The sequence below is a fragment of the Acinetobacter sp. SK-43 genome, assembly GCF_015351505.1.
In the GTDB taxonomy this organism is placed as follows: Bacteria; Pseudomonadota; Gammaproteobacteria; order Pseudomonadales; family Moraxellaceae; genus Acinetobacter; species Acinetobacter junii.
Window position 1 is genome coordinate 1 of sequence record NZ_JADKPY010000005.1, and the last position, 21245, is coordinate 21245.

Consider the following 21245-nt stretch of genomic DNA (forward strand, 5'->3'; position numbering starts at 1 on the left):
CATCTTGATCATATTGAATAATTTTCTCTAAAAGCAATGATTCTAGTACACGCTTTGTATTGTTAATTTCTAGAGCATAGAATTGTAATAACGCCTCTTCGAACTCATTTAAAGTTGGTGTAATTTTTTCTATCGGATTTATAAAGGAATAATAAGATTTTGCATAATTAACAAAACTAAATGGATCTCGCAAATCGGTTTGTAGAAAATCCATCATCATCGGCATACGACCAAGCCGAGTCTTTAATAACTTGTAATCATTCACTAAATCTTTTTTCATTTGAAAATTAGAATTATTAATCGAAGCAAAGATTTTTTCTTTAGCAATTTCATCAAAATGAATCGTCGATGCACCTGGTAATAATGAACCACCACTCGTCACTAATTTGCGCAATTGATCCTTATTAAATGAGCTGTCACCAAATAAAGCCATTGGGATTAGAAAGTTCTTTTCATAATTGCCAATGAAATCGATAACGGTCAGGTATTCTTTAGTTGCAGTTTTTCGTAGTCCACGACCTAATTGTTGGACATAAATAATCGATGACTCTGTTGCTCGTAGAAAAATTACTTGATTAATTTTAGGAATATCAATTCCTTCATTAAAAATATCAACCGTAAAAATCATTTCAATACGATGATTATCTGCCGAGCTGATTGACTCGATCGCAGCTGTTCGCTGTTCCGTACTATTCTCACCACTTAAAGCTATACTTTGAATCCCTAAGAGATTCATTTTCCCTGCAAGCTCTTTCGCTTCTTTAACGCTAGAACAAAAAACTAAGGCTCTTAATTCGCCGTTATCTGTACCAAACTTATCTGAAGCTTCTTTGATCTTTCGAGCACGCTCATCACTAATTAAATGACCAAAATCAGTATTATCATCAATCAGCTCTCCATCTATTTCTAAATCTGAAATTCCAAAATAGTGAAAAGGGCAAATGAGATTACATTCCATGGCTTTTTTAAGCCTAATTTCATAGGCTATGTTGTAATCAAATGCTTTGAAAATATCAATACCATCGCTTCTTTCTGGAGTCGCGGTCATACCTAAAAGAAATTTAGGTTTGAAATATTCTAAAATTTTTAAATAGCTAGCAGAGCCTGAACGATGACTTTCATCTATTACGATATAGTCAAAAGCCTCTGGTGAAAATTGAGTTAAATGATGATCTCTAGATAAAGACTGTATAGTGGCAAAAACATTATTGTACCCAGCTATATCTCGATTAGATCCTGAAAAAATAGCAGATTTAAAATCGGTCCCGAATACATTTTTGAAAGTCTGTTGTGCATCAAGAAGAATATTTTCTCGATGCACAATAAAAAGCATACTTTTTGCTCTGAAATTGCGTATATCAAAAGCCGAAAGATAAGTCTTTCCTGTACCTGTTGCAGAGATGAGTAAAGCCTTAGAAACATTGCCCTCTCGTAATTTTTCCAAACTACTCAAGGCTTCTTGTTGCATTAAATTAGGTGTAATTGAACTAGAAAGCTTTATGTTCTGTTGTGGTAGTTTCTGAACAAAGTGTTTTTGGGCCTGATATATTTCACTATATTGTGCTAAATACTCGTCAGTCAATTCTTGTGCATCATTAAATAAAGTCTTTTTTTTAAGCAGCATATCTTGCATAATTTTACTTTGAGGCAGAGCTCGAATAAAAATATTGAGCTCTTCATTTTTACTCAATGCATTAGCAGTTAAATTACTACTACCTAACAACACACTTATATGATCTTCACGCTGGAATAGGTAGGTTTTCGCATGTAAATCAGATTTCGTATCGATACGGACCTCAATATTCTTAAACTTTTTTAGTCTTTTTAGTGCATCTGGTTGAGTAAAATTAAGATACTGAGAAACTAAAATTCGACCAGGAACATTCCTGCGTTGTAAATTCTCTAGCAAAGAATAAAGTGTATTAAAACCACTCATGCTCAAAAAAGCTGTAGTGAACCAAAACCTTGTGCAATGTTCTAATTCACCTTCAAAGGTATTGATCACTTTTTCTAATGGATAATTATTTTGTACCAACTTAGTTTGATAAATATCTTCTGAATAGGAAGATTGATCAATGAAGCTTGTAATTAACCCTTTACTCAATGCATCTAGAATCATTTTCTTTGCAACTTATCAACAATAGGTAAATCTGCTGCTGCCCAATCGAGAGTAGTTAGTTCATCAGTAGTCAACCATTGATAATCCACATGTTCTAATAACTGTAAATCTTTATTATTGGTACGGCATAAAAATGTATTCAAAGAAATACTAAAGTCAGGATAGTCATAGTCAACCGTAATAAGATGTGAATGTACTACAATCTCCATGTTTAATTCTTCTTGAATTTCACGAATAATTGCTTGCTCTGGCGTTTCATCTTGCTCAACTTTCCCACCAGGAAATTCATATTTCAAAGAAATATAATCATATTTAGATGGTGCTCTTTGTACACATAAAATTTTATCTTCATGTTTGATTACGGCAGCAACAACAGCAATTTTTTTCATAGACAATATTTTTTAGATAAATGAGAATCTTACTATAAGCATAAGACTTAGATAAGACAGGCCTGTAATAATTAAGCATTTTGAATAGCTATCAAAATAAGACCGTCTCTTATCAAGTTTGTGAGGTCGAGTCCAACCCCTCTTACTTTTCAAACATTTCATGTTTAAATGTAGTGGCTGTACAATCGCCCACTTATTTTTAAAAATCACATTTACATATAACAATTTACCCATGTAAATTATGATTTATTTTAGTTGCTCACCTTTCAGTGTCACACGATCAAAACTATACACATGTGCAAAAGGACTCTCAACGCACCGTCCCACTAAAGGCATCTTTTGATCTGGTTTCCCACTCTTTAAGAGGACATCAGAAGCACATATCGGGCATGTACCTTTAAACTTTGTCACCCGAGTAATTTGATTTCTCTCTTTATCCCGATACATTTCAAGATCAGCATGATCTTCAGCGAATGAAATAAAACTCATAGGGGCTTTAATTACACGATGCTCTGGTAAATTCCATAACGGAATTGCCCAGTACTTAAACATAATAAATGAAAAGAAAATCAGACAACTAATCCAAAATAAGTCCAACGATGTAAAAGATTGTTCATCACTAACTAATACCAATGAAAAAATAAAAACATAAATAGCCCAGCCAATCACACTACCAAAGAGTACGGTAATCATTACCAGTCCTCTCAAGCTCTTATTTTGTAACTCGCCATTTTTAAAAATGAATTTATAAAACCACGACAGTTGAATGTCGGCAGGATTATTTCGCTCATAATGAACAATATTATCTTCAGGACTCTGATTATCTTCATCAACTTTAGCTGTAATTTTTTTTATTTCCAACCAATATATTCGCTCATTCCCCTTCCCACCCTTAGTATCATTTGTATTTACAAATGGGATGTATCCAAGCTCATCAAACACTGCACTGTGCCGGTGAATAACACACTTTAAAAAATCATTTAATCGTGAGTCATTGATCCATTTTCCAAGTTCTTTAGAATCCATTCTTTCCGCTGACAATTTTCCATCAACAGCAACTTTCAATTGCTGCCTGGAGTAAGTAACTTTCTCTTCAAAACCACTCTCATAACTCTCAATTGTTTTTTCAAATAACACCTTTAAACAATCATACGCCCTGTTGATCGTAGGCTGGTTCACTAGTAAACCATAAAATAATTTTAGTACTTTTATTTCTATTTCAGTCACTTATACACCCCACTTACCCGTATTACCCCTGTTAATACGGTGTTTTAGCGATTAAATCACAGTCATAGTAGAAGAGTAAATTAACTTGCTAAAGGATTTGTACTCATGACTATGTATGTTGCTCTCAATGAAAATAATAATCTGGTCCAAATAGAAAATGTTGAACGTGGCTTAGCATGTAAATGTACTTGTTTTGAATGCGGTGAAACTGTCATTGCACGCAAAGGTGATATCAAAGAGCATCATTTTGCACATGCCAGCAATAAGGAAAGCTGCAACATTAATCCAGAATCTGTACTACACAAATACGCCAAAGAAGTCATTTTAGAATCTATGGGTTTAATGCTTCCTGCGGTCCCAAATACTGAAGACAATGAAGCTGCATGGTGGACATTTGACAAAATTATTCCTGAATTTCACTTAGGGTTAATTCGTCCTGATTTAGCCTGTTATTACAATGATGAACCAATATTTATTGAAATTGCTGTCACACATTTTATTGATGAGAATAAACTTAAGATCATTGAATCAATGAACGTTAATACCTTAGAGATTGATTTATCGAGCTTATTACAGGCTGAACTTGTAATACCAAGTGAACAAGCAAAGAAACTGATCCTTGAAAGTCTGGATCATAAAAGTTGGCTTTATCCTCAAGCCCCTAAAGTGATTAAAAATGGAGTTGAAGGGAAAATATCTAAAAATCCACTTGAAGTAACTGAACAACTCGCAACAAACACGACTCCTAATGTTTCATCTTGGGAAGATTATCAATTTACCATCAATGGAATATGGGTACGTGCTCGCAAATTTTCGAGTGGAATGCTATCCGTGAATTGTATTTACAACCCCGAAATCATTGCAATTCTAAAGCAATGGCGGAATGAAGGTGGTGGCCGTTTTGATCAAAAATATCGTTCATGGAACTATTGGCAACCGTTCTCTGCTACCGTCTTAGAAAGGTTAGAACAAATGCACACACCCAAAGATATAAAGCACTACTAAGGTGCTTTATATCTTTATTACATTCAAATACTTAAATATATCTATTGAAAATCAATTCTTTAATACACTTGGGCTAATATCTTTTTATCTTTTCCACCCAACCAAACTAAATACTCATTCTCTATTGCCTGCTTATACGCCCAGTCGGCAACCCGATGCGAACGTTGCAGATCGGTTAGAAAACCTAATTGAGAAATCTCTCGAATAATAGATTGATCATGCAGATGATTACGCTCCTGCCACTGATGTAAGAATTGCTGTGATGCTAAATAATTACTTTTTTGTGAGTTGCATTTTTCATCCGCTAGGACAAAATTATGTCCGGTATCGGCAGGATATAAAGACCAAGGAATAAAGTGATCCACTGCATATTTAGAGTTCTTTAGGCTTTTACCGCAATAGAAACATTGGCATTGCTGTAGATCAATCAGAAAGTCTGCAATCTGTCCTAGTTGGTTACGACTCGGTGCAAACATGAATTCATCTAGGTCAGGTAACCCATCTAATACAACCAGATTCTGCTTATTCAACCGGACAAAATCAATCCAGCGCTTCTGGCACAACTCTTCAATAATTTCACTAAACTGTCTCAAGCAATACATCACCTTGGGCAATAGCTTGAGGGACTGCTGGGAATCTTCAAGACTATAGAGAAACTCTATGGTTTGACTATTCAGGTTTTGCAAATATAACACCGGCATTTGCCTTACCGTTGTTGCCACTGTTCGCTTTAGCCTGTTCCAGTAAAGTACATCTGTTCTCAGTGCGGCCAAGGTCTTGAATTGTTGCTGTGCCTTTTGGATTTCACTGATGATTTTTGCCTGCTGTCCAGTGGCTTGTTTAAGGATAAAAGGCTCATATTGGTTAAACTGAAACGGTAGTGACTGTTTCCAGTACAGGTCAATAAACTTTTCAGCAATATCCTGATATTCCAAATGCAAGGCAGCACCGGTATCTTGACCCTGTTCAATCGCCAGACGCGTGATACTTATCAGCAAAGCAAACTTATATGTCGAAGTAAAAGTCCCTGACTGCAATATCTGCTGAATATGCTTCAAGAATTTCAGCTGCTCGTTGGGTGTAGGTTTATTATTTTCTATAAAGTGATCATCCTGCCACATGTTGAAGCTTCACCTGTCTTTGTAATCCTGCTTCCGTAGCGATTTCCATCATTTTCGCATTTTGAATGGCTTTTTTACGCATAGCTGAAAGGGTTTTTTTAAACTCGTGCTGATTACCTTTCAAATTGAGTGGCAGTATCGTTTGTTCAAAAACCTTTTCCTCAACATTCCAAGGTTCTTCACAAATTATCCAGGACACATATGCATTATCTTCAAGCCATGCATCCAGCCATTGCTCACCTGAATGCGTGAAAGTCATGCGATTACCTGACCCTACTCTTCTAAGCGGATACCCACTCATCTCAGCCAGAAGTATGCCCAATGTTCGTCTTAGTGTTGAACCTTCTGCATTACCTGTAAAGTGTGTTTTAAGCCGTATTCTCAAGTTTGATTTACTATTTGGTTTAGTCTTTTTGTCAGGCGATATGCCAACATACAACAAAGTGTATTCTTGATACGTTATACAGTTTTTTGTTGGGATTCCCAGTGGATTTGTTTTGAACCACCAAAAATAAATCCCGTGTTCTGCAGGAATCAAAGAGGGCTCTTTCATTAACTCGGCACGACTGTATAAACGCTGTGGGTAATAATCAAAAGCATGTGATTGCTTTTTCCATATTACGTTGATCCACTCTTCTGTACGGTCTGGACGTTTATCTACAGTAATCCATTGCTGTAACAGTAAAGCCTGATCTATTTGTTTGAGTAAGTCGTAAGCTTGCTGCTCATTCAAGTCAGTAAAGCTGCGCCCTTCTTTCTCACGGTCTGTATCGCCATATTTAAAAGACATATAACACACACCATTTGGCTTTAATGCTTTAAATATGCGCGCCAGCACTTCAGTCAGGCGATCTCTTTCACAATGCAAAAGAGAAGCACAGGCCCAAATACCATCATACTTAGCTACTTCATTCAGCTCATAAAAACTTTGCTGACGTATATTGATGCCTGTCAGCTCTCTCGCCTTTTCAACAAGCTCGGCAGAATAATCAATTGCCTCAACTTGATAGCCTTTTTTCTTAAATGCCAAAGTGTCCCGCCCCGAGCCACAGCCCAAATCCAGGATCAATGCCTGTTCGGGCAAATATCTTAGAAATGGTGCGTAAAGACTTTCCATCTCAACCTGATAGGTATTTTCAAAAAATGCTTGAGCATGTTGATTGTAATAATTTGATGTTTGATTCATTGTCTAAAAGCCAATATCTTATGTTAAAGAACATACTGATATTTCACTAGATAAGTCAAATGATCAGTCCTATGAATGAATCAAACTATTATTTCACTTTATCTGGACAACTCAGATAGAAACCAAACTGGTTCTTGTAAATGGAAAAAATATGGGCTTCAGATTTCGCAAGAGTATTAAAATATTACCTGGATTAAAAATCAATCTGACGCATAAAGGCATCAGCAGTGCAAGCATTGGCAAACCCGGCGCTTCTTTAAATATTGGCAAAAAAGGCACCCGAACCAGCGTTGGTATTCCAGGCACAGGCCTATCCTATTCCAAGCACCAACCCTATAAAAAAAGAGCAGGCAACCAAAAAATTCCTGCTCAGGAACAACAACCACTCTATACATCACATACTGAGAAACCTAAATCGAATGTCTGGATTTGGGTAATTTTTGGATTATTTTGTTTTATTGTCGGGGCAATTATTTTTTGAATTTAGCCATTCTTTGTACCCCATAATATCCACTGCTAGGCAAAATTTAATTCATTCATTACTATGGACGGATGTTAAATACAATAAAGGCTGCCGCTGATGTCTGATAATGACAGTACTATGGATTATGATGAAAATGATTTAATCGATTCTCCCTTGTCTCAAATTTTACAAGAGGATAATGAGCAAATTGAAGTTCTAATTTATCGATTACCCGATAGTGACTGGACACTGGAAGTGGTAAACCAAAATGGTACTTCTACGGTATGGGATGAAACATTCCCGTCAGATCAGGAAGCTCTATCTGTCGCTTTAGATGGAATTAAAGCCGCAGGCGGTATTCAGGCCTTTTCCGAACTCAGTGACCTCGAAGCAAAGAAAAATATTTTTCCTGAATCGCTTACTCGCCATTAAAAATGAAGTTGCTGGCTTGGATCTGAGTCAGTATTTTTTGGATTCTTAGAACCTGTCGCGTGATAGGTTCACTTCAACCCAAACCCATCTAGTGTTGAAGGGTCAAAATTTTCATCAAACATAAACTCATCTGCTCGCTCTTTTCTTAATGTCGCCAAGGCATAAAAGAAACATTTCTCACATAACTGCAATTCATATCTTTCCCCGTCATGCTTGGAACCATAGCCCCAATGCGCCGATAACGTTCCAAACTCTAGTTTCGTTGATTGGTTGCATACATCACATAAAACATCAGTAATGACTTCTACCTGTTTCTATTGTTTAACTTCCATATTAAGAAACTCTTAGTTTTAAAATAAATAGCATTGCTATAAGTTGTGACCCCGTTCTTAAAAATATAAAAAATCACAATATATTGTATATAGTTTGTAAATATACACAAAATATAGGGTAGATCAATCTTGTTTAATATTTCAAAAAATTATAAGAATATTCACTTGATTATTTTTTACACTTATGAAGGACTATGGAAACCGCTTTTGATTTCAATGAAAAATTTGGCACACCTAAAAAATTGTTGTGCAAAAATTTTAATAAAATCCAAATCAGTATCCACCCTGATTTTTCTGGAATTTATCTTTGCTATCAAGAGGCTTTCAAATCCTTAAAAGCTGATCTATCAATATTGACTTCTTACCCTGAAATCCGTGTCTGGAAAGACCCTAATAGATCTGGCTATACCATCGCAAATGCCTGTCAGTGGCACTTATATTGGTCTAAGAACACACCTAAGAATATCAACTTACTCGTCCATTCTTTTCCTCAAGATGAGGACAAAATTGAGCTATTAAAAAAAGAGGCAAGTTTGGAATTCATGAGATTTCTGGCCTCTTATCACCATGATCTGGATCGAATGAATCCTGCAAAAATGCAATCGCTGATCAATGCACATATCTCATATGAAGTTATCTTGGCTTTAAACAAAGAAAATTCTTTCAAACCTCACCGTACTATGAGCTTAGACCTGCTAGCAAAACTACTCTCATTCACACGAAATCAGCTGAATTATCGAAATAAAGTTATAAACCGGCAAAGACAGAAGATTTTTGATCAACTGCAACAAACCAGTGGAATTGTGCAACAACTTTTAAACAATGTGGACTTCGTTCTCACGCCAGATCAGCTATGGAAAGCATAATGTCAGAATATAACCCAAACCATCAAAATGCTGCTGATATTCCGCGGGTATCATTAAAACAGACACTGGAAAAACTCTTTGGTAATGAGCAGTTCAACCGTGCAGAACATATTCAATATATTGCTGATTTACTGACTTTACACCCCACTGATCAATATCTGAAGGAGCTGAATCTCGATCTATTAGATTTTGATCTACAAACTAATTCTGTTGTTGCTAGACCCGCTGCCTTGGTCTCCTCTCGAAAACATACTGTTAGTGCAACACCCGTTACTTGGTATGTGAACTCAATTGCACAATTAGCAAAGTCAGAAGAAAATGCCTTAACCTGGAATATTCTAGTTTTAAAAGCGGCAATTTATTTAATTGCTCTTCCTGAGCTTAAACCAGAGCTTTTTAAACAAGCACACACAGAACACTTCAATACCGTAAAGCGCTTATTCCAGCGCTTTAGGACTGCAAATAAAAATTTAGATACTGAAAAAAAATATCATAATACAGAAGAATATAAACGCCTCTGGAATGTCTATCTTAAAGATCTAACGCTGAGCTTAGAGCAATTTATTCAACATCTGATCACATTAGATACGGATGAATTGCCTGAGTTTGATCGCAATCTACTCAATGATATTCGGATTACTTTTAACTACATTTTAAAAAACAAAGCGAAGATTGCACGTGCAAGTATCGATACGCAGCTTCAACATCAGTTTCTTGATGAAGAACAATTCATTGAAGAAAGTATCGAAATCAAAAAGGGGGCCAAATCTAAAGCACTGAATATAGAAACCTTAATCGATGAGCCGATTAATCGGCAAATTGTTGTCAATCCAACTGACGTCACACCACTCGCAGCACATTCAGAAACGAGTCAAAGCTACGTTCTACCGCTTGTTGCAAAACATATTCAACGCAAAGAACATTTACTCACGTCGAGTAGTTTTTTTCCGAATCCATCTAGCGTGAACCATCTACTGAAAAGACTTCATGTGGACTACTCTGAACATCAAAATAAAAGTGCTTTGATCCTGATGCTCGCATTTTTAACAGGCAACAGTGTAAATGAGTGGCTATATATACAAAGCAAGCGAGCTAAAAACTTAAATAACCGCCAAAAATTGATCCATAAAAATGATCAGTTCTTCTTAAGCAGTAAATTTAATGTATTTGAGAACCGTGATTTTGAGTATTCAAACAGCTTGCTTAATCAGACGATCTATTTAGACATTCCAATCTCGAATCTATTCATTGAGGATCTCCGCAAAATGGATTCGGTTAGTTTCGATGATATACAGCAATATTTACGCAAATTAAGACAAGAATTATTGATTCCAAAACTGTCTGTCGTAAAAGTGAGTTCTCTACTGCATCATACGGTTCTTGCAAAAACAGGGAATAAACAACTCGCAGATTTAATCACAGGGATTGATGCCAATCAGTCATCATCTGTTTCTTATTGTCATCAGAATATTCCACGATTACATGCACAATATATTGATATTCTAAAATCACTTTGTGCAGATGTAGCAAGCACATATGAAAGTTGTGTACCTTCGCTCCCTGATTCAATAACTCATTTTGGTAGTCGTAAAGCTCCAAAACCACAGGTCATTACAGAGATTTTTGCTGTATTGAAGTTTAATATTTTTTCACAAGCTGAAGACGATCTGATTGCTATATACAACCACTACAACATATGGATATGGCATATCCTCCTTCTTTTTACAGCAGCACGCCCCGTTGCTGAATTCCCTGGATTTCTTAAAAACTTTAATTTAAAACGCCAAATTTTGATGGTTTCTGACAAAGAAGTAGGCGGCCGCAATGGATTCGGACGTCTAATCCCACTTTGTTCATTTTTAGTTGAAGAGATAAAAAAATTCCTTAAATTTTTAGAATATTTTTCGACTCAAATCATGATGAGTCATCCAGCTTTAAATGGTGTTATACAACAAATAGAAGCAAGTAAGCTGCCCTTTTTGGGAATCATCCAAGATGATGAGTGGAAACCACTAAGTCCTTCTACAGTCAAAAATTTCCATCCTGAATTAGGACTTGATCATGCAAATTGGCATCGCCATACAGCTCGTGCATTTTTGACTCATAAAATTACCGAACCTGAGATTTTAGCTCTCTTTGGACATGAGCTCATGCAACAAGAAGCAGCACATCCTTTTTCCAGTTTATCACTATCTCAATTTTCTAAAATTGCGAATGTTTTAGAGCAAATGAAAGATCAATTTAAAATTAGCGGGATTGAAGTTCATGTCATCATTCAATAAAAAAATCCCAAAAAAACGCTATGCTGAAGATAGACGTCAACTTCAACGTAATGAATTAGAAAAGAACCTACGAGCTGATGCAGAACAAGAGCTCCGACAGTACTTTGATGAGCAAAAATTCTCAAATGAAGACTTAATTCAAGCTTATCCTGCAATTTATGAGTTTATTAAACGTAAAGCACCGAATCTTGCCTGGAAAAAATATGCTCATGAATTCTTCCGAACATATATCGAAGACCTCAATAAAAGTAATAACCTAGACCTCCCACTACCTTATCTCACCTTTGAGATGAAACGCGATGAACCAATTTTCACCCTAGATTGGATCCAAGCCGGTCATGAAATTGACATCATCCTCGAAAAACTGTGGGATTACTGGATTCTTGCTCAAGATAGTTCCGCTTTTTCTGATGATGAAATTATTGGGAATATTCTGCTTTGCTCAATGCTATATGGTGGACTAAGTCAAACAGCAACATTAAATGCATTACTTGAACATTTAAAGAATCCCATAAAAATCCAAAAAATTTGCGATTTAAATATCATCTTTTTAGAGCCACTTTCTCCAAGCTATGGCGATCTATTTGTTGATGAAAAAACAATACGAAAATCGCGTAATTTTGTTCCAGATCAACTCACACGACTCTGGCTCATTCACTTCAATACAAGGCAAATTCGTGACATTAGTGTAGACGTAAATGCGTATCTGCACCTCATTTTTCAAAAAATAAAACATCCATACACCAACAAGACTTTTAAGTTTTTACGTGAATACGCCAATTTTAATTGGCTACAACTGAAAAATTCAGATATTGACCCAGCATTATCACAATGCTTGTTAGAAAAAACACTCACTTGTGGTTTATCTGAACATGAGTTTGAAAACTTTGCTCTCCCAAAATTTAAAACTCAATTAAGTGATGAAATCGAACGAAATGTCTCTTCTACAGCCAAAGCCCTACCAGATCTCAATACGTCTGAAGCAGTAGAAAATGTAATATTTATTCATAAAAACTTGCTGAAAATTATTCGCACATCATCAACGCAACAGCCCATTGTTGAACTCATTATTGAATTTTGTCTCACACACCAGACTCAGTTTAATGAGTTTTCTAAACGTATTATTTTGTGGCTCATCAGTCTCTATCGACCAAATTCAGAGCAAATAAAAGAACTAGTAGCTACTTTTGATATTGATACAACTCAGTACACTAAGTCATTTCAAGATAATCAAAAAATCGCAGATAGTTCAATCTATACCTACTACACCCGGATCGCAGAACCTTTTTTAACTCATGCCTTACAATACATTGATGCCGATGAAGATGTTAACGATCTGCTGACCAAAATTTATCAACAAATCATCAGCAATACACGCCTTGCTGACGAAGCCAATCAACCCGAATTTAAGAAGTCTAAAGACCAAACGATCCGCATGTTGAAACGTTTTCACACCTTCCAGCAAATTGTTTTTCAAGCAGAAGATTTCGAACTTGAATTTATTGCATCGCAAAATCGACCACGGGCACGCATCATAGGTCACACAGCCTTCCAGGTCATATTAAAGAAGTTAAATCAGTTCTTACATGATCAATCCATCTCAGACCATCAATATAGATTATTAAAAATCATTTATATTTTAGCTTACCGAACTGGTATGCGTATCAATGAAATACTGGGATTACGTGTAAAAGATATCGAGGGTTTAGATCAATTTTCTATCTGGGTCCAACCTTATGGTTCAAAAAAACAAGGAAATCAACATCTGCTCAAAACTGATAGTGCGGAACGGATTGTGCCTGCCTACGCTTTGCTAAAAGATGATGAGTACCAATTCTTTAGCGATTTTGTTGTTGAAAAACGCTTAGAAAATAAGAAAAGTTTATATTTATTCAGCAACTTGAATGAAAATAAAAAACTGAATAAACACACTGTCACCGCACCCCTAAAACTGATATTAAATCAGGTCTTTAAAGGGCATCATTACTCCTTTCACTCTTTTCGTCACACTACAGCGAATCATTTATCGCTTTTACTGAACTCTGAATATGCACCACTTGTGCAAAAGCTAACTGACTATAGCGAAAACGAATATCAAAAAATTCGAGCCGAGCTACTTCAAAATCAACATGGACAAAACCATTGGTTTGTTATTGCACATCTCTTAGGACATATAGAGCCAGTTGTAACATTCAAAAGCTATATTCATTTAAGTTATCTCATAGCTGGTCAAAAACTACTAAAACATCATCCAGATATGCCTAATGAATTGGCTAAAAAAATTATGGGCCACAATGCAACGTTTAAAAATTTGCAAATAACAAATGATGAAAAAGACTTTAATTTTGAAAAAAACCAGGCCGTTCTAGCAACTATATTATTAAACGATCAAACAAAATGGCTTCAAAGTAATGCTACTGACATTTTAGATGAACTGTCGTTACAAATAGATCAATCCCATGATTTTTTTGCTTTCTTTGTTGGAACAGAAGATTCTAAAATTTCACTTCAACGCTTCTATGAAACGCTCAATATATTGGAGACTACTCACGATCCTAAAAGTGCAGCTCAACGTATGTGCTTACCAGAAGAACTCGTCAATTATTGGTATGAAAATGCTCTAAATTTAGCAAACATTAAATCAAAAAAAGGGAATCCCCGTTTATTTGGTATTGATAGCTCAACCCACTTAAAACCAGCAATGCTTGATAGCGCTGAAGAGCTTCATGCGGTGACTTATTTTTTTGAACATCTACAGAAAATAGCTCGTAAAAATCCAATACAAATTGCATGCGTCCTGAATATATTTTTGAATCGAGTGACCGCATCACACACAGGTATCCATTATCGCTGGAAGGATATCGATCAACTCGAACATTTTTACTCCCAAGTTAAGGCTTTATTTCCTGCCAAATTTTGGCACTTACTTGGACAAGATTTGCAAACAAAGTTAGATGCTAAACAACAGCCTCAACTTTTCAAATTAGCAAAAGCATCAACAGATAAACATCCATCAACTCAAGAGGAATTTCCTCGTCTACAACTCTACTCAGTAAAAGATGGTCATGCTCTTGCTGCATTTAAATTTTGCTTACATCTAGCATGTATTGGGCGCCCACTATCTATTCCGCTTAATGGGTTGGATTACATGTCACCTGATACCGTACATAAACCTATGGCTGTATTACACCAACAGGAACTTCTTAAAACTGATTAAATCACTGATCTATTTATGATTTCCATTGTGTGTTTAACACCCCCATAATTCTATTTTAATAGTAAAATATAGTCAGTTTTCGCTATTATATAACTATTAAAATAGTATAATTGATGTGGGGCTAGGATTTTAGACCACGCCTATAAGTGATAATCTACTCCCCAATAAGCATGGGAAATGCTTGTTTTTGGAGTCAACCATGACACGAAGAAAACGTCGTAATCATTCAGCAGAGTTTAAAGTTAAAGTTGCTCTCGCAGCAATTAAAGGCGACCACACACTCGCTGAACTTTCTACTCAATTCGATTTACATCAAAACCAAATCATCGATTGGAAAAATCAACTGCTTGAGCAATCAATCAATATTTTTTCACGACCAACAGCACAACAAGAACCTGAAATTGACCTCAAAGCTTTACATGCCAAGATAGGACATCAGGCATTGCAAATTGATTTTTTAGAAGGTGCGCTCAGAAAAATAGGGCAGCTGAGCGGCAAAAAATGATCGATAAGACCCATCAACTTTCGGTACGACAACAATCGCAATTGATTCAAATCAATCGCATTACGTTGTATTACAAGTCCAAAGAGATTTCATCAACTGATTTGAGTTTGATGCGTCTAATCGATGAAATTCATCTCGACTACCCATTTATGGGCAGTCGAATGATACGAGATATGCTACAGCGTCAAGGACATCAAATAGGTCGGCGTAAAGTCCGACGTTTAATGCGCTTGATGGGAATACATGCCTTGTATCCAAAACCCAATACCAGTAAGCCTAATCTTGCACACCGTATTTTCCCATATCTGTTGAAAAACATGGTCATCGATCACTCTAATCAAGTCTGGTGTACAGATATCACGTACATTCCTATGGCTAAAGGCTTTGTCTACTTATGTGCTGTGATTGATTGGCACAGCCGTAAAGTACTGGCTCATCGTGTATCGATCAGTATGGAAACAGACTTTTGCATAGATGCGTTGCAAGAAGCAATTGTGAAATATGGTTGTCCAGAGGTGTTTAATACAGACCAAGGCAGTCAATTCACAAGCGAGGCATTTTTGAATGAGTTAAAATTGCGAAATATCCGTATCAGTATGGATGGGAAAGGACGATGGATGGATAATGTGATGATTGAGCGTTTATGGCGCAGCGTGAAGCATGAGGAAGTCTATTTGAAGGCTTACAATACGGTTAAACAAGCGAAACAATCAATTGCTGAATATTTGGATTTTTATAACATGATACGTCCTCATTCAAGTTTGAATAAGGCAACACCGGATGAATTTTATGATCAACATTTACTAAAAGTAATGGCAGCATAATTTAAATATTTAGAGCGGATTTATCACTTATAAAACTGAATTGAGTGGTCTAATTAACGGAACCACATTAATAATTCCCCTTATTTTCAATGGTCAGACTATCTACATTAAACAAAATCATAAATTGCTTTTCACAATAAAAGAAACTAATATGTTTCTTACATGACCTAAAAGCAATAAATGTATCTACAATGAATAAGTCTTTACTTCAGCAAATCAAAAAAAGACGAACCCAATTGGGCTTAAAGCAAGTTGATATGCAATCCCGTACAGGCATTTCAAGACAGCAATACCAAAAGCTGGAAAGTCAGGGCAACCCTCGATTAGAGACCTTAGAAATTATCGCGGCAGGATTAAATGCTCAACTGATGCTCATCCCTGATGATAAGGTTCATTTGATTAGACAATTATTGAATGATGAAATTAAAGTCACTATTGAAGATCAGGATGACTTAATGACTAACCCATGGAAGGGTCTTCTCGGAGGAGAGGAACCATGAATACTGTTGCCGTCCTGAAATTAACATTACATCACGCTGTCGTTGGATACTTGGCAGGATTTCAGAGCGGAAAAAATATTCTGGTTTTTACGGATTCTTTCCGATTTGATCAGCAACGCCAGACCTTGAGCTTGCTGACTTCCCCCTTGTATCCTCAAGCAGATAAGATTTTAGAAAAGACTTATGTTACACATCAGCGCTTACACCCCTTGCTATCAAACTTGCTACCAGAAGGCGCATTACGCGAACTCATTGCACAAAGCCTTAAAGTACATATAGACAATGAATTTCAGTTATTGGCAGCTTTAGGTCATGACTTACCTGGAGCACTCATTGCGACCCCATTAGATCCAGAAGAAATTCCAGATGAAATAAAATTCAAACTGCAGATCTCGAATCCAGATCAGATTTTAAAGCAAGAGATTCGAACAGATAATAAGTTTTCCTTGGCTGGCGTCCAAATGAAGTTTTCCATGAAAGCCAAAGATGGGCGTTTTACATTAGCACAGGCAATAGAATCCAGTCTATTAGGGGATTGGATTATCAAAACTCCTTCTTCCAGACATGGTTTTGTTCCACTAAATGAGTATTCTATGATGAGCCTTGCCAAAACAGTCGGCATAGATGTCCCTGAGATTCGCTTGGTGGATATGGCACTCTTACAAGACCTGCCACCATTAAATTTACCCCAAGAGCAATATGCTTTCGCAATCAAAAGATTTGATAGACAGAGTACTGCTGATACTATAGAGCTTATTCACATCGAAGACTTTGCTCAGATCTTCGGCGCATATCCACATCAGAAATACAGCACCACAAATTATGAGCAGATAGGAAAGATCATTTATCAATTTTCAGATAACAAAATTCTTGATATTCAGCAATTTGCCAGCCGCTTACTCGTCAATATTTTGCTCGCCAATGGAGATGCGCACTTAAAAAACTGGAGTATGATTTATCATGATAAAAGTGCACCCAGATTATCTCCCGCATACGATATATTAATGACCAGTGTATATATTGAAAATGAGCGTCATTTCGCATTAAATCTTGCCAAAAATAAAGATTGGTATTTAGCTGAGATGAAACACTTTGAACAATGGGCTGAAAAAGTCGGTGTTCCATGGCGTGTTATTGAAAAACAACTTCACGCGATCATGGACAAAGCACGGTCAGTATGGCCAGTGCTATTACTAGACTTACCTATGATTTCTGTTCATAAAGAAAAATTAAGAGAACATTGGAAAAAATTGCATCCAGACTTTCAGATACTTACAGATGATTAGGGTAATCTGAAACCAAACTAAAATTTCTCAAACAAGTTCATCACGTCATTTTCCGTCAGTTTCGCTTCGCCCTCATGATCGGTACTTAGAATAGACTGTGCCAGTTCTGCTTTATTTTGCTGTAAGGCAAGAATTTTTTCTTCTATGCTTTTATTGGTAATCAGCTTATACACAAATACCGGCTTGTCCTGTCCAATCCGCCATGCACGATCTGAAGCTTGGTCTTCAGCAGCAGGGTTCCACCATGGATCATAGTGAATGACCGTATCTGCGGCAGTTAGATTCAGACCGACCCCTCCTGCTTTTAGACTGATTAAAAATACCGGCACTTGTCCAGACTGAAATGCTGTAATGACTTCATCTCGCTTTTTGGTCTGCCCAGTCAGCTTCACATAGCCAATTTCTGCGTGATGGAGCTGTTGTTCAATCAGCTCCAACATTGAGGTAAACTGAGAGAAAATAAGAATTTTTCGTCCCTCTTCCACCATTGGAACAACCATATCCATCAACTGTTCAAGTTTGGCAGAATACGCCTGCCCGGTTTTAACTGAATCCAGTTTCAGCAAGCTAGGATGACAACAGACCTGACGTAGCTTCAGTAAGGCATCTAAAATTTGAATTTGACTACGTTTAAAGCCTTTTTCTGCCACAATTTTCTGAATATTTTCCTGCATCGTGGCACGAACAGCCTCATATAACTTGGATTGCTGGTCATTCATGTCAATATTGACTTCAATCGTGGTTTTTTCTGGCAATTCTTTGGCTACGTCAGTTTTCAAGCGACGTAAAATGAAGGGTTTAATGCGGTTTACCAACTTTTGCCTTAACTGCTGATCACCGCGTTTTTCAATCGGATGACGGTACTTTTTATTAAAAATTTCTTGTGAATATAAAAATCCTGGCATCAGGAAATAAAATAGTGCCCACAGTTCACCCAAATGATTTTCCATCGGGGTACCGGTTAGACATAGACGATGTCGCGCTGTTAATTGCCGTACTACCTGTGCAGCTTTGGCACGCGGATTTTTGATATTCTGCGCCTCATCCAAAATGAGTTGATGATATTCATATTGCTTTAATTGTTCTTCATCTCTCGCTAGAAGCGGATAGGTGGTTAACACAATATCATAGTGCGGAATCTGCTCAAAATTCTGATGGCGGTCGGGCCCCTGTAGCAGCAATACCTTCAGCTGAGGGGTAAATTTTTCCGCTTCTTTGAACCAGTTATGCATCAGCGATGTGGGTGCAACAATTAAGGCGGGTCTGTCCTGCAAATGACCAGCCTGCTTTTCCATGAGTAAGTGGGCTAAAGTTTGTGCTGTTTTACCCAAGCCCATATCATCCGCCAAAATCCCGCCATGCTGGGTTTCCCTTAAAAACTGTAACCAGCCTAGGCCCTGCTGCTGGTATGGACGTAATTCCCCCTGAAAACCTTGTGGTGTCGGCAGTTGTTGCTGGTAGCCTTGTTTGAATTTCTGTACAAATTGCTGCAGCTGGTCACTGACCTGCCATGTCATCCCAAGATTATGCTGCAATTCTAATAATTGACTCGCATCATAGCGATCAATACTGCGCTCTTCTTGCTGTAAAATGCTCTGCAGATGCAACAATACCGGCTTAATATCCCTAGCGGATAGCGCCAAATCAGGTTGATCAACTGCAGTTTTCACGGTGAAAATTTGACTGTCATGCAGATGAATAAAAGTCCGTGGATCAAGTAAATCAGGATTTACTCGCACCAAAGCTACGAGCGCATCAAGCAAATTATAAGAATTGCCTGCACTGTCTTGAACCGTCGCCCCGATATTGAACCAGTCCTGCTGGCCTTCAGATTCAGTGATAGAAATATTTAAATTTTCAACATATTGCAGGTTAAAGGGGCTGTTTTCCAGATGCTCTATCTGCCAGCCCATCAACTCCATTTGATTGATGGGCATCAGCTGTTTGATCCAGTCTCCATAGAAAGCAAAAACCATAGAATCAAGACGTTGTTTATCCAGTTTTAATTGCTGGTCATAACTAAGATCTTTCACCCACTTCAGTGATTCGACCAATAGCTGTAAACGCTGGATTGACTGTTGTTCCTGAACTAAGTCCCGAAGCTGTCGCACCATTTTGCCATGCTGCTCACCAATAAAACTGTCGCCTGATGTACCTGCTTTTATTCTTCCGCCTGCATAGGAGAATTCAATTTCAGCACAAACAGACTCTTCCCATTTCCAATCAAATTTATCTAAAACACCGAAGCGTAAAATTGGCTGGGGACTACCCTCAAGGACATCAATATGCTGAATAGACTCGGGCTGAGGCAGATTTTTCACGTCTGAATATTGATGAGTCAGTTTCTCAAACTCTGGCAAGAGCATAGATGGAAGATCAGGCATCTGTAAAAAATGGTACAGAAGATTTGCCGTATATTCACCATATAACTGGCCCACCGTGTTCTGTTGAATATCCACATAACATGGTGGATGGCTCGCGAGAATCTGAATATGTGGATTTGATTTCAAATCGAGTCGAATATCACCATTGACCAATTCAATATTTAAATGCTCAGTCTGTTGTTTAGCCCCTTGTTCCCATCTAAATTCGATGTTGTAGCCTTGTTCTGACCATTGAAGTGCAGCATGGCTCTTTTTTTGCCAATAAACATCGCCACTTTGAATAAAAGATTTGAAATGCTCCAATAAAATGCTGGAGATATCGAGATTGCTTTGATAAAAGCGTTCGTCACTGTTTATTTTGGCATAATAATAAATCTGGTTAAATAATTGTCGTTTTTGTTCAGGTAAAGTCAGATGCTTTCTGGTGATATTTTCATATTGGGTATAATAACTTTCCCCCGCAATTGAGCCGTTTTTATTGCGTCTGGCCTTCTGAACATCAACTGTCAATTTCTTTAAGCTGACAGACTGATCTAGCAGGTAAATTAAATAATTGTTTGTTTTGACAGATTGCTCTGGTTCAGTCTGTTGTAAATACCGTTTAAAATCATTCAACCAGCGCTGCGCCTGATCATCCCCCCGTTGGCGTTTTGCGATTCCCTGCGGGGATTGAGAGTCAGCATAACGCTGCTGAAATTCCTGACGATATTCTTGAAAGAATAACCGCGCTAAAGCAGCAGCATGTTTACAGTTATATCCAACCGGACAAGTGCAGTCGTCATCGATTAAAAGGTCTTTTTGGGGATTATAGGTAATTGCAGTATCGTAATAATCTGTCCCTTCAATTTGGGCATACATCGTAACCCCGTCTTTGTCCTCAAAGAACTCAATCGTTTCCCTATCAATGTGTTTAGCATAGCTCAGACTGCGCTGAAGAGTTGCAGTACTAAAGCGAGATAGAAAATTGATCAATGAGGACATGATTACCAGATACTAAAAATGTTTATACAATTATAACGGACAAAGCTGTCATTTCAGAACAGTAGCCGAACTGCTCAACCTGAGCACAGATTCGACTCACTCAATAGGAATATTGTGAATAAAGAC

At 37.2% G+C, this 21245-nt stretch carries 16 protein-coding genes and 1 pseudogene; 9 read left to right on the forward strand and 8 right to left on the reverse strand.

The window, feature by feature from the left end; all coding sequences use genetic code 11:
• From IRT38_RS02195 to IRT38_RS02205, 3 genes are all read right to left on the reverse strand, one after another.
• The coding region (locus IRT38_RS02195) for a DEAD/DEAH box helicase family protein (protein ID WP_194596851.1) at window positions 1-2119 on the reverse strand (2119 nt) is incomplete at its 3' end.
• The gene (locus IRT38_RS02200) at window positions 2116-2508 is read right to left on the reverse strand and encodes a (deoxy)nucleoside triphosphate pyrophosphohydrolase (RefSeq protein ID WP_045126840.1); all 393 of its coding nucleotides are present in this window, start codon (window positions 2506-2508) and stop codon (window positions 2116-2118) included. The genes IRT38_RS02195 and IRT38_RS02200, both read right to left, overlap by 4 nt.
• A gap of 246 nt (window positions 2509-2754) precedes the next feature.
• Window positions 2755-3735 (reverse strand): hypothetical protein, encoded by a 981-nt coding sequence (locus IRT38_RS02205; protein WP_045126839.1) that lies wholly within the window; start codon window positions 3733-3735, stop codon window positions 2755-2757.
• Window positions 3736-3840: 105 nt separating this feature from the next.
• Between IRT38_RS02205 and IRT38_RS02210 the strand changes: the two genes are divergently transcribed.
• The gene (locus IRT38_RS02210; RefSeq protein WP_045126838.1) at window positions 3841-4740 is read left to right on the forward strand and encodes a competence protein CoiA family protein; all 900 of its coding nucleotides are present in this window, start codon (window positions 3841-3843) and stop codon (window positions 4738-4740) included.
• A 59-nt stretch (window positions 4741-4799) separates the two neighbouring features.
• On the opposite strand, the gene IRT38_RS02215 is transcribed toward IRT38_RS02210, so the two are convergent.
• The 3 genes and pseudogenes from IRT38_RS02215 to IRT38_RS17635 all read right to left on the reverse strand — a co-directional run.
• Complete coding sequence (locus IRT38_RS02215) at window positions 4800-5861, reverse strand: HNH endonuclease (protein ID WP_194596853.1); 1062 nt, start codon at window positions 5859-5861, stop codon at window positions 4800-4802.
• Entirely contained in the window at window positions 5848-6414 is a 567-nt protein-coding gene (locus IRT38_RS17670; RefSeq protein WP_033133982.1) for a GIY-YIG nuclease family protein, read from the reverse strand. Before IRT38_RS17670 ends, IRT38_RS02215 begins: the two co-directional genes overlap by 14 nt.
• 54 nt (window positions 6415-6468) lie before the next feature.
• Window positions 6469-7047, reverse strand: a pseudogene (locus IRT38_RS17635) (class I SAM-dependent methyltransferase); the annotation flags it as partial.
• Window positions 7048-7198: 151 nt separating this feature from the next.
• Between IRT38_RS17635 and IRT38_RS02225 the strand changes: the two are divergent.
• Both IRT38_RS02225 and IRT38_RS02230 read left to right on the forward strand, forming a co-directional pair.
• The gene (locus IRT38_RS02225) at window positions 7199-7528 is read left to right on the forward strand and encodes a DUF4236 domain-containing protein (protein WP_004777032.1); all 330 of its coding nucleotides are present in this window, start codon (window positions 7199-7201) and stop codon (window positions 7526-7528) included.
• A 99-nt stretch (window positions 7529-7627) separates the two neighbouring features.
• Window positions 7628-7942 (forward strand): hypothetical protein, encoded by a 315-nt coding sequence (locus IRT38_RS02230; RefSeq protein WP_001282337.1) that lies wholly within the window; start codon window positions 7628-7630, stop codon window positions 7940-7942.
• A 68-nt stretch (window positions 7943-8010) separates the two neighbouring features.
• On the opposite strand, the gene IRT38_RS17485 is transcribed toward IRT38_RS02230, so the two are convergent.
• A complete protein-coding gene (locus tag IRT38_RS17485) occupies window positions 8011-8241 on the reverse strand; it encodes a hypothetical protein (RefSeq protein WP_227592128.1) in 231 nt (76 codons plus the stop codon).
• 227 nt (window positions 8242-8468) lie between these two features.
• On the opposite strand from IRT38_RS17485, the gene IRT38_RS02235 reads away from it, so the two are divergent.
• From IRT38_RS02235 to IRT38_RS02260, 6 genes are all read left to right on the forward strand, one after another.
• Window positions 8469-9140: a hypothetical protein gene (locus IRT38_RS02235; RefSeq protein ID WP_194596855.1), complete on the forward strand. Its 672-nt coding sequence runs from the start codon at window positions 8469-8471 to the stop codon at window positions 9138-9140.
• Entirely contained in the window at window positions 9140-11422 is a 2283-nt protein-coding gene (locus tag IRT38_RS02240) for a hypothetical protein (protein WP_194596857.1), read from the forward strand. Before IRT38_RS02235 ends, IRT38_RS02240 begins: the two co-directional genes overlap by 1 nt.
• A complete protein-coding gene (locus IRT38_RS02245) occupies window positions 11406-14639 on the forward strand; it encodes a tyrosine-type recombinase/integrase (RefSeq protein WP_032048625.1) in 3234 nt (1077 codons plus the stop codon). The genes IRT38_RS02240 and IRT38_RS02245 overlap by 17 nt, the downstream gene beginning before the upstream one ends.
• 199 nt (window positions 14640-14838) lie before the next feature.
• Window positions 14839-15968, forward strand: a protein-coding gene (locus tag IRT38_RS02250) for an IS3-like element ISAcsp5 family transposase (protein ID WP_111828316.1) whose coding sequence is annotated in 2 segments (ribosomal slippage) — window positions 14839-15091 and window positions 15091-15968 — 1131 coding nt in all. Because the reading frame shifts where the segments join, the coding sequence is not laid out codon by codon here.
• A 191-nt stretch (window positions 15969-16159) separates the two neighbouring features.
• Entirely contained in the window at window positions 16160-16468 is a 309-nt protein-coding gene (locus IRT38_RS02255; RefSeq protein WP_004282130.1) for a helix-turn-helix transcriptional regulator, read from the forward strand.
• The gene (locus tag IRT38_RS02260) at window positions 16465-17754 is read left to right on the forward strand and encodes a type II toxin-antitoxin system HipA family toxin (protein WP_004647812.1); all 1290 of its coding nucleotides are present in this window, start codon (window positions 16465-16467) and stop codon (window positions 17752-17754) included. Before IRT38_RS02255 ends, IRT38_RS02260 begins: the two co-directional genes overlap by 4 nt.
• Before the next feature lie 17 nt (window positions 17755-17771).
• Here the strand turns inward: IRT38_RS02260 and IRT38_RS02265 are convergent, their stop codons facing one another.
• Window positions 17772-21119, reverse strand: coding sequence for a DEAD/DEAH box helicase (locus IRT38_RS02265; RefSeq protein ID WP_194596859.1), 3348 nt, complete (start codon window positions 21117-21119; stop codon window positions 17772-17774).
• Between the last annotated feature and the right edge of the window lie 126 nt (window positions 21120-21245).

Bases quoted from the DNA above. Each gene is read 5' to 3' on its own strand.
- IRT38_RS02200 (WP_045126840.1), bottom strand. From the start codon at position 2,508: ATGAAAAAAATTGCTGTTGTTGCTGCCGTAATCAAACATGAAGATAAA.
- IRT38_RS02210 (WP_045126838.1), top strand. From the start codon at position 3,841: ATGACTATGTATGTTGCTCTCAATGAAAATAATAATCTGGTCCAAATA.
- IRT38_RS02215 (WP_194596853.1), bottom strand. From the start codon at position 5,861: ATGTGGCAGGATGATCACTTTATAGAAAATAATAAACCTACACCCAAC.
- IRT38_RS17670 (WP_033133982.1), bottom strand. From the start codon at position 6,414: ATGAAAGAGCCCTCTTTGATTCCTGCAGAACACGGGATTTATTTTTGG.
- IRT38_RS02225 (WP_004777032.1), top strand. From the start codon at position 7,199: ATGGGCTTCAGATTTCGCAAGAGTATTAAAATATTACCTGGATTAAAA.
- IRT38_RS02230 (WP_001282337.1), top strand. From the start codon at position 7,628: ATGTCTGATAATGACAGTACTATGGATTATGATGAAAATGATTTAATC.
- IRT38_RS02235 (WP_194596855.1), top strand. From the start codon at position 8,469: ATGGAAACCGCTTTTGATTTCAATGAAAAATTTGGCACACCTAAAAAA.
- IRT38_RS02240 (WP_194596857.1), top strand. From the start codon at position 9,140: ATGTCAGAATATAACCCAAACCATCAAAATGCTGCTGATATTCCGCGG.
- IRT38_RS02245 (WP_032048625.1), top strand. From the start codon at position 11,406: ATGTCATCATTCAATAAAAAAATCCCAAAAAAACGCTATGCTGAAGAT.
- IRT38_RS02255 (WP_004282130.1), top strand. From the start codon at position 16,160: ATGAATAAGTCTTTACTTCAGCAAATCAAAAAAAGACGAACCCAATTG.
- IRT38_RS02260 (WP_004647812.1), top strand. From the start codon at position 16,465: ATGAATACTGTTGCCGTCCTGAAATTAACATTACATCACGCTGTCGTT.
- IRT38_RS02265 (WP_194596859.1), bottom strand. From the start codon at position 21,119: ATGTCCTCATTGATCAATTTTCTATCTCGCTTTAGTACTGCAACTCTT.